Origin of the sequence: Paeniglutamicibacter cryotolerans (assembly GCF_014190875.1) — a bacterium.
In the GTDB taxonomy this organism is placed as follows: domain Bacteria; phylum Actinomycetota; class Actinomycetes; order Actinomycetales; family Micrococcaceae; genus Paeniglutamicibacter; species Paeniglutamicibacter cryotolerans.
Genome location: NZ_JACHVS010000002.1, coordinates 431006 through 443801 on the forward strand (window position 1 = coordinate 431006; position 12796 = coordinate 443801).

Genomic DNA, 12796 nt, shown 5'->3' on the forward strand with positions numbered 1-12796 from the left:
GGCTGGACCATGGGGGCGGGGCCGGGCGGCTCACGGGGTGGGCATTGCCACACGGGGAGCGTGGAAAGTAAGTGGCACCTTACTGGAATTTCCCATCCTATTAGCGCATGATTATGTAGTGTATTCATCACATGAACCCGATCCGGCTGTCGTCACGCCGGCGCAGACCGCTCCGGCAGGCCCGGAGGGCGAGGAGCGCACGCGCGATCGTGTCCTCTTCGCGGTGCTCGAGGACGGTCCGGTCAGCGCTGCCGAGCTCGGCGACCGGCTGGGATTCACCCCCGCCGCCGTCCGCCGCCACCTTGACGCGCTTAGCCGCGAGGGCCTGGTCGAGGTCAAGCTCGTCGCGAACCAAGCCACCGGCGCGGGTCGTCCGGCTCGCCGCTACGTGCTCAGCCACCGTGGCCAGTCCAAGATGGGCAACGACTATCTGGACATCGCCACCGAGGCGCTGAGCGAACTGGGCCGTGCCGCCGGGGAGAAGGCGGTCGAGGCCTTCGCAGCCCGCCGCTTCGCCGCGATGGAACAGCGCTACCGCCCGCGACTGGCACAGGCGACATCCTTGCGCGAACGCGCCGAACTGCTCTCCGACGCGCTGAGCGACGACGGTTTCGTCGCCTCCACCCGGGATATGGGCACCAACCATGCCTCGGCCACCATGCTCAGCGTCCAGCTGTGCCAGGGGCACTGCCCCATCCAAGATTTGGCCCGTGAGTTTCCCGTTTTTTGCGAAATGGAAACCCAGTCATTTTCCCGGCTCCTCGGTGTCGACGTGCGACGGCTGTCCACGCTGGCCGGGGGCGGGCACGTTTGTACGACCCACGTTCCCGTGGGTCGGGACCAAGCTCCTCAGCGTGCTGAGAAGAGAACTCGAATCAAGATCACTAAGCAGGAGAGGCCGCGATGACGGATCAGATTGCACAGGAGTCCGCCGACCCCGGCGTGATTGCCGAGATCCTGGAGAAAAACCCGGAACTCGAAGGTATCGGCACTTACGAATATGGATGGTCGGACGGAAACGACGCGGGCGCCAATGCGCGCCGCGGCGTCAACGAAGAGGTCGTGCGCGACATCTCCGCCAAGAAGTCCGAGCCCGAATGGATGCTGGACCTGCGCCTCAAGGGGCTGAAGTACTTCGACCGCAAGCCGATGCCGACCTGGGGCGCAGACCTCTCGGGCATCGACTTCGACAACATCAAGTACTTCGTGCGCTCCACCGAGCAGCAGGCGAAGACCTGGGAGGACCTCCCGGAGGAAATCCGCAACACGTACGAGAAGCTGGGCATCCCGGAGGCGGAGCGCGAGCGCCTGGTCTCCGGCGTCGCCGCCCAGTACGAGTCCGAGGTGGTGTACCACCAGCTGCGCGAGGACCTCGAGGCCCAGGGCGTCATCTTCCTGGACACCGACACGGCGTTGAAGGAACACGAGGACGTCTTCAAGGAGTACTTCGGTTCGGTCATCCCGGTGGGGGACAACAAGTTCGCCTCGCTGAACACGGCCACCTGGTCCGGCGGTTCCTTCGTGTACGTCCCCAAGGGCGTCCACGTCGAAATCCCGCTGCAGGCGTACTTCCGCATCAACACGGAGAACATGGGGCAGTTCGAGCGCACCCTGATCATCGCCGATGAGGATTCCTACGTCCACTACATCGAGGGCTGCACCGCCCCGATCTACTCCTCCGACTCGCTGCACTCGGCAGTCGTGGAGATCATCGTGAAGAAGGGCGCCCGCGTGCGCTACACGACGATCCAGAACTGGTCGAACAACGTGTACAACCTGGTCACCAAGCGCGCCATCTGCGAAGCTGGCGCGACCATGGAGTGGGTCGATGGCAACATCGGCTCCAAGGTCACCATGAAGTACCCGGCCGTGTACCTGGTCGGCGAGGGAGCCACCGGCGAAACCCTCTCGATCGCGTTCGCCGGTGCCGGACAGCACCAGGACACCGGTTCCAAAATGGTGCACATCGCACCGAACACGAACTCGAAGATCGTCGCGAAGTCGGTGGCCCGCAACGGCGGCCGTTCGGCCTACCGCGGCCTGGTCCAGGTCCGCGAGGGAGCCAAGGGCTCGAAGAACTCGGTCGAGTGCGACGCGCTGCTGGTCGACCAGATCTCGCGTTCGGACACCTACCCGTACATCGACGTCCGCGAGGACGACGTGACCATGGGCCACGAGGCAACGGTTTCCCGCGTGTCCGAGGAGCAGCTCTTCTACCTGATGAGCCGCGGCCTGACCGAGGAGGAAGCCATGGGCATGATCGTGCGCGGCTTCATCGAGCCGATCGCACGCGAACTTCCGATGGAATACGCCATGGAACTGAACCGCCTCATTGAACTGCAGATGGAAGGGTCCGTCGGTTAATCATGACTGATACAGCTACACACATCCCCGGCGAAAAGGCGCGCCTCGGCGCCCCGGCCATCGCGGGCTTCACCGAAGAGGGCGAGAACCTCTCCCCGTTGAACGCACCCGAGGGCCACAGCCACGGCAAGGGCGCCCCGGTGCCTGATTCATCGCGCGCCGGCCGCCTGACCAGCTACCAGCTGGAGGACTTCGCAGCGCTCACCGGGCGCGAAGAGGACTTCCGCTTCACGCCGCTCAAGCGCCTGGGTGGACTGCACAAGGACGCCCTGACCGGTGCCGCGCCGAGTATCGAGGTCACCGGCTCCGATGTCGTATCCGTGGAAACCGTTGCGATGACCGACGCTCGCGTCGGTTCGGCCGGCATCCCCGAGGACCGCCTCTCGGCCAACGCCTGGCGCTACGCCGCTGATGCCACCATCGTGACCATTCCGGCCAACGCGGAGAACGTGCTCTCGACGTTGCGCATCACCGGCGCCGGGACCGAGGCAGCGGCCCAGCACATCGTGCTGGTCGCCGAGCCGAATTCCCGCGGCGTCATCGTGCTGGATCACGTCGGTACGGCCGTCGTGAGCCAGAACGTCGAATTCCTGGTCAAGGACGGTGCCGAACTGACGGTCATCTCGCTGCAGGCCTGGGACGAAAAGACGGTCCACGCCTCCTCGCAGCAGGCAAAGATCGCCAAGGACGCGAAGTTCAAGCACATTGCCGTCACCTTCGGTGGCGAAACCGTGCGCCTGACCCCCTCGGCCCGCTTTAGCGGCCAGGGCGGCGAGGTCGAACTCTTCGGCCTGTACTTTGCCGACGCCGGCCAGCACCTGGAGCACCGTCTCTTCGTCGACCACGGCACCCCGAACTGCAAATCCAACGTGCTCTACAAGGGCGCGCTGCAGGGCAAGGACGCACACACCGTGTGGGTCGGCGACGTGCTGATCCGCAAGGAGGCCATGGGCACCGACTCCTACGAGGCGAACCGCAACCTGGTACTGTCCGACGGCACCCGCTGCGACTCGATCCCGAACCTGGAGATCGAAACCGGGCTCATCAACGGTGCCGGCCACGCCAGCACCACCGGACGCTTCGACGACGAGCACCTGTTCTACCTGATGGCCCGCGGCATCGACGAGAAGACGGCCCGCCGTCTGGTCGTGCGCGGCTTCCTCAACGAGATCGTGCAGCAGATCCGCATCCCGGAGCTCGAAGAGCGCCTCACCGAGACCATCGAGCTCGAGCTCGCTGCAACGGAATCCTAAGACCAACCGACGAATACGCGCCGGTCATTCGGCGCAAGGAGAGAACGGACACTCATGTCTACTCTGGAAATCAAGGACCTCCACGTCTCGATCGAGACCGAACAGGGCGAAAAGGAAATCCTCAAGGGTGTTTCCCTGACCATCAAGACCGGTGAGACCCACGCGATCATGGGCCCCAACGGCTCGGGCAAGTCGACGCTGGCGGCGACCATCGCCGGACACCCGCGTTACAATGTCACCTCGGGCTCCATCACGCTCGATGGCGACGACGTGCTCGAAATGAGCGTCGACGAGCGGGCCCGCGCCGGCTTGTTCCTGGCCATGCAGTACCCGGTCGAGATCCCGGGCGTCTCCATGACGAACTTCCTGCGTACCGCCAAGACTGCCATCGATGGTGTCGCACCCTCGCTGCGGCACTGGACCAAGGACGTCAAGGCGGCCATGTCCGAGCTGAAGATCGACCCGGAATTCGCTGCCCGCAACGTCAACGAGGGCTTCTCCGGCGGCGAGAAGAAGCGCGTGGAGATCCTGCAGCTGGAACTCTTCAAGCCGAAGTTCGCGGTGCTCGACGAGACCGACTCCGGCCTGGACGTCGACGCGCTGAAGGTGGTTTCCGAGGGCGTCAACCGCGCCAAGGAAAACAACAACATGGGCACGCTGCTGATCACCCACTACACCCGCATTCTGCGCTACATCAAGCCGGATTTCGTGCACGTCTTCGTCGACGGGCAGATCGCCGAGCAGGGTGGAGCGGAGCTTGCGGACCGCCTCGAAGACGAGGGCTACGACCGCTTCGTCAACATCGACGCCAAGGCCTAGGCTCATGGGCGAGACGACGAACGAGGCCCTCCAGGGCAACACCCAGGCCGATCTGGAGGACGTCGAAGAGGCGCTCAAGGACGTGATCGATCCCGAGCTCGGGGTCAACATCGTGGATCTGGGCCTGCTCTACGGGCTGAAGTACGCCACCGATGGTGCGCTGCTGATCGACATGACCCTGACCACCGCGGCCTGCCCGCTCACCGACGTGATCGAGGAGCAGGTGGCCGTGGCCATGGGGACGGTTGTCGACGAGTACCGGTTGAACTGGGTTTGGATGCCGCCGTGGGGTCCGGAGCGCATCACCGATGACGGCCGCGACCAGATGCGCGCGCTGGGCTTCAATATCTAGTCCGCGCAACACCAGAAACGGCGGTTCCCGTTTCCCCTCGCCGGGGGAGCAGGAACCGCCGTTTTCTCGTATCGGGCTCCGGTGCCGGCCGCCCTGCCCGATGCCAGCTCGTGGATTCAGCCTTCGGACGGAGGCCGGTCCATGATGCCGCGCGCCGCCAACGCGTCGCCGGTGCGCCGTGCATAGGCCACCGCCCCGATGACCACGGGGGAAGCCAGGGCCAGGGGATTGCGGCCCAGGCCGCGGGCCGACGCAGCGTCGCTGACATCGGCCACGGCTCCGGCGATGGCGGGAATGCTGCGTAGCATCAGCGCCACGGACAGGGCCAGCGCATCTGGATCGCCACCCACGAGGCGCAAGGGCGCCGCGGCCTGGGCGAGCCCGTCGATCAACGCCGACTGCTCGGTGGTCAGCAGCACCAGCCGGCCCAGTTGCAGGGCGGCGAACATGCCCGAGAGGATGGTCAGCGCGAACAGCGGCGAATTGATCAGGCTCTGATGGAGTCCGATGATGGCGAACACCCACCAGAGCATCCGCAGCGGGGCCGCCCACAGCCGCAACACCCGCGCTCCGGCCAAGGCATAGGCCACGACGCTGAACGCCAGCGCGCCCAGGGCCACCGCCAGTTCGCGGAACAGCAGCACGGCGAGTCCGGCCGCGACCAGCACCAGGTACTTGAGCCAGAGTGGTGCCCGGTGCACCACGGAGGTGCCCTGGACCCGCTGGCCCAATAGCATCAGCGAACGGCGCATGCTCAGCGTATCCGTCCGTGGAGGGCCAGCGAGCGGTACGCGGCGATCCCGGCCGCCGGGTTCCCGTCGTAGATGATGCGGGCGTCGTCGAGCACCAGCAGGCGCTCGGCGGCGGCGGCGAATCCAAGGTCGTGGGTGGCGTAGATCACCTGCTGGTCCAGGGAGGCGATGGTGTCTTGAAGCAGCGCGTTGTTGCGCAGGTCAAGCAGTGTGGTGGGTTCGTCGGCGACCAGGATCCGCTGGCCGGCAGCCAGTACGCTACACAGGGCCACCAGCTGGCGTTCGCCTCCCGAGAGGTCGTAGATGCTGTGTTCGGCCAGGTGGCCCAGCCCCAGCCGGTCCAGGGCGTCCAATGCGGCGGAGCGGCGGGCCGTCCTGTCCTTGATCGTCGCTTTGAAGGAGAGTTCGACGTCCTCGACGACCACGGGCATGACCAGCTGCGAGAGCGGGTCGGTGAATAGGAAGCCGACATCCCGGCGGACCTGGCGCAAGGCGCGGACCGTGTCGTTGCCGCGCACGCTCACCGTGCCGGCGCTGGGGGCGTGCAGCCCGTTGAGCAGGCGCAGCAGCGTCGACTTGCCCGAGCCGTTGGAGCCGATGACGGCGATCCGGTGCTCGCCGAGGTCAAGGGTGGTGGGGTGCAGCAAGGTGGTTTCCGGGTCGCCAGGGGTGGTCGGGGGGGCCGCCACGGATGCGGATTCAAGGCAGATCACGTTCAACGATAACCGTCCGGGGTCCGGGTGCCGGAATCGGCCTAGCGGCCGAAGTTGCGGCGGGCCAGGTCCGGGAAGGCCTTGAAGACGCGCAGGGCCACTGCGGCGGCAAGCAGGTTCTTGAGCAGGTCTCCTGGCCAATAGAGCATGTCGTAGGCGGCGGCCTGGGCCAGCGGGATCTGTGCGTTCAGGCTCATGCCCAGGATGCCCAGCGGGTGGGTGGCGAGGATGGAGCCGCCCATGGCCGCGAGGAAGAGCCAGAGCAGGCGGAGGCGCCGGACCCGGCGCAACACCAGCGTGGCTAGGGCGCCGGTGATTAGCGCCGCGATCGGGAAGGCCAGCAGATAGCCCGCGCTGGGCCCTGCCAGGACGCCGAGCCCGCCGCTGAACTTGGCGAGGACCGGGACTCCGGCCAGTCCCACGACCACGTAGAGTGCTGCGGCACCCGCCCCGCGCCAGGCGCCGAGGACCAGCGCCGTGAGGCTGACGGCCAGGGTCTGGAGCGTGATGGGGACGCCGAGCGCCCCGACGGGGATGGCCGGGATCAGCGTGAGTACCGCGATGAGTGCGGCGAAGACCGAGATCAGGGTCAGGTCCCTGGCTCCAACGCGGAGCCGGGGTGTGGAGGTGCTGGTGCTGGTGGCGTCTGCCGGTATGGTGCGCATGGTGGTGGTCCTCGTTGCGGGTTGGTGATGGGTTTCTCGGGGGACCGGGCGGTGTCTGCCGGTCCGGTGGAATAAGCGTACTTGATCACTGTTCAATTTTCTTGATCGGTGTTCAATTCGTCGTGTCGCCCTGCACCGTGGAGTGGTGAATCGAACACCTCCTCGGGGGCTCGTTGGCCACTTTGCCGGCTGGCGGCGGGCATAGGATGGAACCATGAATGCGCTTGACGGAATACTGCTTCAGGCCGACCAATGGTGGGTTTATCCGGTTGCTGCGCTGTTCATTGCCGCCTCCGGTTTGATCCCGCCGGTTCCCAGCGCTGCCGTCTTCGTGGCGCTCGGCGCACTGGCGGGAGTGGCTGGGGGACCGAGCATCCTGTGGCTGATGGTGGCCATGGTGGCCGGCGCACTGCTCGGGGACGTCTTGACCTTCATGCTGGTCAGGGGAGACCGCATCGGTGGGCTGTTGAATCTGGCCGGAATGCGCTGGCAGCGGGCCATAGACGGAGCCCAGGACCGGATGACCAAACAGGGCGTTTCGGTGCTGATGGTCTCCCGGTTCATCCCGCTGGGCAGGATCTCGACCAATGTGGTGCTGGGCTTGGGCCCGCGGACGTACGGCACTCTGGTGGGGCTCTCGGTCTTAGCAGCGCTTCCCTGGACTATCTTCACGGTGGGTATCGGTGTGGCCACGTGCTTCTGGCCGAACATCTCCACCACCACTGCAGTGGTGGTGGCGGTGCTGCTCTCGATCGTTCTGGGCTGGTTGATCGGAAAGCTGAACGGTTGGGCGGATACCCGCTCCGGCATCGATTCCGACACCGAGAGTGCCCCGGTCGAGGCCTGATCTCTCCGGTAGTGTCGGATTCCGGTTTTCCGGGCAGGAAAAAGCGGTCGCCCACCGTCCCCTGGGGGCAGCTGGGCGACCGCCCGTGAGATCCGCAGGGGATCGTTTGCCGCGCTAACGCTTTGCCTGGGCCGGAATGACAACCTTGTTCATGATCAGCAGGATCGATGCCGTCACCGGGCACGCGACCATGGCGCCGAGTAGCCCGGCCAGCGTTCCTCCGATCATGGCCCCGATGAGTACCAGCGAGGCCGGGATCTTGATGGCCTTGCCTACGATGCGCGGTGTGAGCAGATAGGCCTCCACCTGCATGTAGACAAGCATCACCAGCAGGACGATCAGCGCAGTCCCCGGTGAGTCGAAGAAGGAGACCACCGTCATGATGCTCGCGCTGATCACTGATCCCACGAGTGGAATCATCGTGATCGGCAGCGCGAGGATCGCGTGCACCGGTGCGTAGGGCACGTGCATGATGGTGAACAGGATGAACGGGAAGCTGGCGTTGATGGATGCCAGGATCGCCATTCCGGAGAGGTATCCTCCGACGGAGGCGGCGATCTCCTCCGAGATCTCTTCGACCCCCGGACGCTTGGATGCCGGGACCAGGTCGTAGAACGCGGATTTGATCGTCTTCAGTGAGGAAACGAAATAGATCGTCAAGATCGCGACGAATACCACTCCGAAGACGGCGTTTGCCACGCCGATGCCCACGTGCAGCGCTCCATTGCCTACGACCACCCAGGTGGCCGGATCGGCGATGGTGCGTTCAGGCCATTCGATGCCCGGTTCCAGCGCGCCGTTGAAACGCATGTCAAGGGAGATGAACCATTCCTGGTGGGATATGCCATCCAGTAGCGAAGGAAGCGAGCGCAGTAGGGACAGGCCCTCGGTGACCAGCAGCGGGATGACCAGGGCGCGGATTCCGAGGATCAGGACCAGGAAGCCGATCAGGACCGTTGCGACTGCCTTGCCCCGGCTCATGCCCGTGGTTTCGAACCAGCTGACCAGCGGGTCGAGCACGAGGCTGATGAAGAAGGCGATGAAGACCAATGTCAGCGCGTACGTCAGCGAAGCGACCGCCGCGCCCAGGGCCAGTGCCAGCAGCACCCCGAGCGTGGCGAAGAACGCCCCGCGGAAGCCCGGTTTCATGCGAGCGCTTTGGCCTTCAGCGCATCGAACTCGGACCCGGTGATGGTGCCGGAATCAAGCAGTTCCTTGGCCTCGCTGATCTGTTGGGCGGGGCTGGCCCCGGCGACCTCGCTGATGTAGGTCTCGGCCCCGGCGACTGCCTGCTGGGCGCGGACCTCCTGGCGGATGGCCATGCCCTTGCCTCGGGTGATCAGATAGACCAGCGCGGTCAGTACCGGAATGAAGGCCAGCAGCAGGAACCACAGGGTCTTGAGCCAGCCGGTGAGTTCGCGGTCGCGGAACAGGTCGGCGACGATCTGGAAGAGCACGATCAGGTACGACAGGTACAGGAAAAAGATGGCGATGGACCAGAATGTTTCAAGGAAACTCTTGGAACTACCCCCCCCTATGGTGTGTGATGCCCCACGTCCGCGGGACTTGGTTTCACCCTAGGGCATGGCTGGCCCGGCCGCGGAGAGACCGCGCCACCCCTGGTCGACCGGTTGCCGGCGGGGTTGGGACGGATGCGCCAACGGCTGGAGCCCCGAACCGGTGGTTCAGTGGCTCCGGCCGTTGGCCGGTGGGGGTGTGTTAGATAGAGCTGGTTGCCACGTCGAAGTCAAGGCGCGGCAGGCGGTCGAACCATGGGTTGGTTCCGGGCTTGCCGATGTTCATGATCAGGAATGACTTGTTGGCGGTGCCGGCGTTGAATTCGGCATCGATGCCGGCGGCGTCGAATCCGCCCATCGGCCCTGCATGCAGGCCCATGGCACGGATCGCCATGATCATGTAGCCGGCCTGGAGGTGGGCGTTGTTCAGGGCCATCTGGGTGCGGAGTCCCTCGATGGCGTCGAACTGGGCCTTGCGCTCCGGGGCGTGCGGGAAAAAGGTCTCGAAGTGCTCGTGCCAGTTGGCATCGGCACTGAGCAGCGCGACCATGGGCGCGGTGATGGTCTTGGCGCGGTTGCCCTCGAGCATGTGCGCTGCAAGGCGTTCGCGGGCCTCGGCGGTGCGGACCCAGGTGATGCGCAGCGGCTGGTTGTTCATCATCGTCGGACCCATTTTGGTCAGCTCGTAGATGGCCTCGAGGGTCGAGTCGTCGACCGGCTCATCGGAGAACGTGTTGGCCGTGCGCGCCTCGCGGAACAGTGTATCCAGGGTGGTGGGGTCCAGGATCGACTCGGCATCGACGTCGACGTTCAGCTGGGCTTCGGTGCTCATGGGACTCCTTGGTGTTTGGTGATCTGTTCCACTGGGTACAACGGAGTGGGCCGACCGCGCATTTCCGAAATCAGCGTGAGATGGATTACAGCCCACGCGGTTCGGACCGGATTGGCCAAAGGGTGGCGCCGGGCGGAAAATTGCGGGTATGGATGCAATCACCGAACGAGAGCGTGAACTCAGCGTCGGTCAGGTCTCCGAGCGCTCGGGCGTGGCCGTTTCCGCCCTGCACTTCTATGAGCGCGAGGGGCTGATCTCTTCCCGGCGCACCCCGGGCAACCAGCGCCGTTACGACCGTTCGGTACTGCGCCGAGTAGCCGTGATCCGTGCGGCGCACAAGGCCGGGATCCCACTGTCGGTGATCGGCGAGGTCTTCGCCCAGCTGCCGGCCGAATCGGCGCCGACCCAGGAGGACTGGCAGGCGCTTTCCACCTCCTGGCGCACGGAGATCTCCTCGCGCATCCACGCGCTGGAGAAGCTGCGCGACGGGCTCGGTGGGTGCATCGGCTGTGGTTGCCTGTCGTTGACCGAATGCTCGTTCGTGAACCCCGGCGACCAGTTGGCCGCCGGTGGACGCGGGGCGAGTATGTTCCGCGATGACGAGCCGATTTGACCTCAACCATTGTTGAGGTTCTAGCGTGGGGTGTGGGCCATCGAGACGCGGTGGACGGGAAGGACGACACCCCATGGCAGTGCAAGCTCCCGAGCTACAGCAAGGACTCTCCGATGCCTTCCGCGCCGCGTTCGGGAACCATCCCGCCGCCGTCGCCGTCGTGACGGCAGCCGGAGCCCGCGGCCCCGTGGGCATCACTGCCTCCTCGGTCATCTCCGTCTCGGCCGATCCGGCCCTGCTGGCCTTCAACGTCTCGGCGGCCCGCGGTTCGGCCGCAGAGATCCTCGCCGCCGACTCGCTGCTGGTGCACCTGCTCACTACACAGAACGCCGCCCTGGCCGCTGCCTTCGCCTCGCCCACGGCCGAGCGGTTCGGCGTGGACATGCCCTGGTCGGCACTGGCGGACGGCGGACCTCTGCTGCACGGCGTCGGCACGGTATTGCGCTGCGACATCCTCAGTCGAACCCCGGCTGGCCCCGCCACCCTCGTCGTCGCGCAGGTGCGCGAGATCCTCGACGGCGGATCGCCGGCCGAGCCGCTGCTTTACCACCGCCGCGGCTACCACTCACTGGGCGCGCATTCGCTGCTGGCCTGAACCACCGATGTACCGGCACCGACGGGGTCGGATGCAATCCCCACTGGAAACCACTACCAAGGAGAAAATAATGGCTGTTTATACCCTTCCGGAGCTGCAGTACGATTACGCGGCCCTGGAACCGAATATTTCGGCGCGGATCATGGAGCTGCACCATTCCAAGCACCATGCGGCGTATGTGGCCGGGGCGAATGCTGCTCTGGAGCAGTTGGCTGAGGCGCGGGCCAAGGGTGAGTTCGGGAATGTTCCGAAGTTGTCCAAGGATTTGGCGTTCCATCTGGGTGGTCATACTAACCACTCGATTTTCTGGTCGAATTTGTCGCCTGAGGGTGGGGATAAGCCGGTGGGTGAGTTGGCTGCGGCGATTGATGATGCGTTTGGTTCGTTTGATGCGTTCCGTGCGCATTTCACGGCCGCGGCGATGAGCCTGCAGGGTTCGGGGTGGGCGTTGTTGGCGTTTGAGGGGTTGGGTGGCCAGTTGGTCATTGAGCAGCTGTATGACCAGCAGGGCAATGTGCCGGTGGCGAGTACCCCGTTGTTGATGTTGGACATGTGGGAGCATGCGTTCTATTTGGACTATGTGAATGTGAAGGCCGATTACGTGAAGGCTTTTTGGAACATCGTGAATTGGGCTGATGTGTCGGCTCGTTTCGAGGCGGCGCGTGCCGGTGCGCGGTCGTTGGTTGTTCCGGGTAGGTAACACCAGCTGATCAACAAAGGCAGGACCCGGATCCGGGTCCTGCCTTTGCCGTGCGTTGGGCGGTGCAGGGCTGCCCATGCCGAGCCGTTTAGGCCGGGCGGCGCGCCAGCAGCACGCTATCGGTCAGCTGAGCGGCTTGTCCCTCGGGGCCGGTGGCCACGCGGCCGGGAACCGATGCCGTATGGACCCGCCAGCCGGCACCGGCCAGTCCCAGCGCCTCGGCAACGTTTTCGGCCGGAGGGAAATCCGAGGCGTCGGGCCGGTGCTCGCTCCAGGGCGGGAAGGACTCGTGCCCGACCACCAGCAGGGAACCGCCGGGGGCGACGGCGGCCGCCGCCGCGCGCAGTATCGGCTCGCGTGGGAAATCGATCATGGAGTGCAGGAACAACGCGGTGACCAGGTCGTAGCTGCGCGAGGGCTGCCAGAGGGCCAGATCGTGGCGTTCCCAGTCGGTGCTCTCGGCCACGCCGGCGGACAGGGCATGCTCCGCCGCTCGTTCCAGGGCTACGCCCGAGACATCGATTCCGGTGACCTGCCATCCGCGTTCTGCCAGCCAGATGGCGTCTGCGCCCTCGCCGCAGCCCAGCTCCAGTGCCGTGCCGGGAGACAGCTCGGCGACCTGTGAGACCAGGGCGCTATTCGGGTTTCCCGACCAGATGCGGGTGCTCTCGCTATAGAACTGGTCCCACGTTTCTGCCGGTCGTTGTTCCGGTTGTGCTTCTGAATGCCTGCCCATGGCCCCGCTCCGTTTGTTCTTGAGGTGGTTGATGTCGC

At 65.3% G+C, this 12796-nt stretch carries 16 protein-coding genes; 9 read left to right on the plus strand and 7 right to left on the minus strand.

Annotation, left to right across the window (positions count from 1 at the left end):
• The first annotated feature begins 118 nt into the window (after positions 1 to 118).
• The 5 genes from E9229_RS15105 to E9229_RS15125 are packed head-to-tail and all read left to right on the plus strand — an operon-like array spanning position 119 to position 4788.
• A complete protein-coding gene (locus E9229_RS15105; RefSeq protein WP_183512462.1) occupies positions 119 to 907 on the plus strand; it encodes a helix-turn-helix transcriptional regulator in 789 nt (262 codons plus the stop codon).
• Positions 904 to 2364 (plus strand): Fe-S cluster assembly protein SufB, encoded by a 1461-nt coding sequence (gene sufB, locus E9229_RS15110; protein WP_183512463.1) that lies wholly within the window; start codon positions 904 to 906, stop codon positions 2362 to 2364. Before E9229_RS15105 ends, sufB begins: the two co-directional genes overlap by 4 nt.
• A 2-nt stretch (positions 2365 to 2366) precedes the next feature.
• Positions 2367 to 3617 carry a Fe-S cluster assembly protein SufD gene (gene sufD, locus E9229_RS15115; protein ID WP_183512464.1) on the plus strand — a complete coding sequence of 417 codons (1251 nt, stop codon included), beginning with the start codon at positions 2367 to 2369 and terminating at the stop codon, positions 3615 to 3617.
• A gap of 54 nt (positions 3618 to 3671) precedes the next feature.
• A complete protein-coding gene (gene sufC / locus E9229_RS15120) occupies positions 3672 to 4436 on the plus strand; it encodes a Fe-S cluster assembly ATPase SufC (RefSeq protein WP_183512465.1) in 765 nt (254 codons plus the stop codon).
• Between the two features lie 4 nt (positions 4437 to 4440).
• Positions 4441 to 4788, plus strand: a complete 348-nt coding sequence (locus E9229_RS15125) for a metal-sulfur cluster assembly factor (RefSeq protein ID WP_183512466.1) — start codon at positions 4441 to 4443, stop codon at positions 4786 to 4788.
• Between the two features lie 116 nt (positions 4789 to 4904).
• Here E9229_RS15125 and E9229_RS15130 read toward each other — a convergent pair whose 3' ends face one another.
• The 3 genes from E9229_RS15130 to E9229_RS15140 are packed head-to-tail and all read right to left on the minus strand — an operon-like array spanning position 4905 to position 6918.
• Positions 4905 to 5540, minus strand: a complete 636-nt coding sequence (locus tag E9229_RS15130) for an energy-coupling factor transporter transmembrane component T family protein (protein ID WP_183512468.1) — start codon at positions 5538 to 5540, stop codon at positions 4905 to 4907.
• Between the two features lie 2 nt (positions 5541 to 5542).
• Positions 5543 to 6259 (minus strand): energy-coupling factor ABC transporter ATP-binding protein, encoded by a 717-nt coding sequence (locus E9229_RS15135; RefSeq protein ID WP_221184675.1) that lies wholly within the window; start codon positions 6257 to 6259, stop codon positions 5543 to 5545.
• A 35-nt stretch (positions 6260 to 6294) separates the two neighbouring features.
• Complete coding sequence (locus tag E9229_RS15140; protein WP_183512470.1) at positions 6295 to 6918, minus strand: biotin transporter BioY; 624 nt, start codon at positions 6916 to 6918, stop codon at positions 6295 to 6297.
• A gap of 214 nt (positions 6919 to 7132) precedes the next feature.
• Here E9229_RS15140 and E9229_RS15145 point away from each other — a divergent pair, with 214 nt between their 5' ends.
• Positions 7133 to 7765 carry a DedA family protein gene (locus E9229_RS15145; RefSeq protein ID WP_183512471.1) on the plus strand — a complete coding sequence of 211 codons (633 nt, stop codon included), beginning with the start codon at positions 7133 to 7135 and terminating at the stop codon, positions 7763 to 7765.
• Positions 7766 to 7879: 114 nt separating this feature from the next.
• On the opposite strand, the gene E9229_RS15150 is transcribed toward E9229_RS15145, so the two are convergent.
• From E9229_RS15150 to E9229_RS15160, 3 genes are all read right to left on the minus strand, one after another.
• Positions 7880 to 8914, minus strand: a complete 1035-nt coding sequence (locus tag E9229_RS15150) for an AI-2E family transporter (RefSeq protein WP_183512472.1) — start codon at positions 8912 to 8914, stop codon at positions 7880 to 7882.
• The gene (locus E9229_RS15155; protein WP_312855723.1) at positions 8911 to 9222 is read right to left on the minus strand and encodes a PLDc N-terminal domain-containing protein; all 312 of its coding nucleotides are present in this window, start codon (positions 9220 to 9222) and stop codon (positions 8911 to 8913) included. The genes E9229_RS15150 and E9229_RS15155 overlap by 4 nt, the downstream gene beginning before the upstream one ends.
• A gap of 262 nt (positions 9223 to 9484) precedes the next feature.
• Positions 9485 to 10114 (minus strand): malonic semialdehyde reductase, encoded by a 630-nt coding sequence (locus tag E9229_RS15160; protein WP_183512474.1) that lies wholly within the window; start codon positions 10112 to 10114, stop codon positions 9485 to 9487.
• 148 nt (positions 10115 to 10262) lie between these two features.
• Here E9229_RS15160 and soxR point away from each other — a divergent pair, with 148 nt between their 5' ends.
• The 3 genes from soxR (at position 10263) to E9229_RS15175 (ending at position 12022) form a co-directional block, all read left to right on the plus strand.
• Positions 10263 to 10727 (plus strand): redox-sensitive transcriptional activator SoxR, encoded by a 465-nt coding sequence (gene soxR, locus E9229_RS15165; protein WP_183512475.1) that lies wholly within the window; start codon positions 10263 to 10265, stop codon positions 10725 to 10727.
• Between the two features lie 73 nt (positions 10728 to 10800).
• Positions 10801 to 11322 (plus strand): flavin reductase family protein, encoded by a 522-nt coding sequence (locus tag E9229_RS15170; RefSeq protein WP_183512476.1) that lies wholly within the window; start codon positions 10801 to 10803, stop codon positions 11320 to 11322.
• Positions 11323 to 11392: 70 nt separating this feature from the next.
• Positions 11393 to 12022 (plus strand): superoxide dismutase, encoded by a 630-nt coding sequence (locus tag E9229_RS15175; protein WP_183512439.1) that lies wholly within the window; start codon positions 11393 to 11395, stop codon positions 12020 to 12022.
• Positions 12023 to 12110: 88 nt separating this feature from the next.
• On the opposite strand, the gene E9229_RS15180 is transcribed toward E9229_RS15175, so the two are convergent.
• Positions 12111 to 12758, minus strand: coding sequence for a class I SAM-dependent methyltransferase (locus tag E9229_RS15180; RefSeq protein ID WP_183512477.1), 648 nt, complete (start codon positions 12756 to 12758; stop codon positions 12111 to 12113).
• Positions 12759 to 12796 lie beyond the last annotated feature (38 nt).

Excerpts from the sequence above, each read along its gene's own strand:
- soxR (WP_183512475.1), top strand. The coding sequence starts at position 10,263 with ATGGATGCAATCACCGAACGAGAGCGTGAACTCAGCGTCGGTCAGGTC.
- E9229_RS15175 (WP_183512439.1), top strand. The coding sequence starts at position 11,393 with ATGGCTGTTTATACCCTTCCGGAGCTGCAGTACGATTACGCGGCCCTG.
- E9229_RS15180 (WP_183512477.1), bottom strand. The coding sequence starts at position 12,758 with ATGGGCAGGCATTCAGAAGCACAACCGGAACAACGACCGGCAGAAACG.
- sufB (WP_183512463.1), top strand. The coding sequence starts at position 904 with ATGACGGATCAGATTGCACAGGAGTCCGCCGACCCCGGCGTGATTGCC.
- E9229_RS15170 (WP_183512476.1), top strand. The coding sequence starts at position 10,801 with ATGGCAGTGCAAGCTCCCGAGCTACAGCAAGGACTCTCCGATGCCTTC.
- E9229_RS15150 (WP_183512472.1), bottom strand. The coding sequence starts at position 8,914 with ATGAAACCGGGCTTCCGCGGGGCGTTCTTCGCCACGCTCGGGGTGCTG.
- E9229_RS15130 (WP_183512468.1), bottom strand. The coding sequence starts at position 5,540 with ATGCGCCGTTCGCTGATGCTATTGGGCCAGCGGGTCCAGGGCACCTCC.
- E9229_RS15140 (WP_183512470.1), bottom strand. The coding sequence starts at position 6,918 with ATGCGCACCATACCGGCAGACGCCACCAGCACCAGCACCTCCACACCC.
- sufD (WP_183512464.1), top strand. The coding sequence starts at position 2,367 with ATGACTGATACAGCTACACACATCCCCGGCGAAAAGGCGCGCCTCGGC.
- sufC (WP_183512465.1), top strand. The coding sequence starts at position 3,672 with ATGTCTACTCTGGAAATCAAGGACCTCCACGTCTCGATCGAGACCGAA.
- E9229_RS15160 (WP_183512474.1), bottom strand. The coding sequence starts at position 10,114 with ATGAGCACCGAAGCCCAGCTGAACGTCGACGTCGATGCCGAGTCGATC.
- E9229_RS15125 (WP_183512466.1), top strand. The coding sequence starts at position 4,441 with ATGGGCGAGACGACGAACGAGGCCCTCCAGGGCAACACCCAGGCCGAT.
- E9229_RS15145 (WP_183512471.1), top strand. The coding sequence starts at position 7,133 with ATGAATGCGCTTGACGGAATACTGCTTCAGGCCGACCAATGGTGGGTT.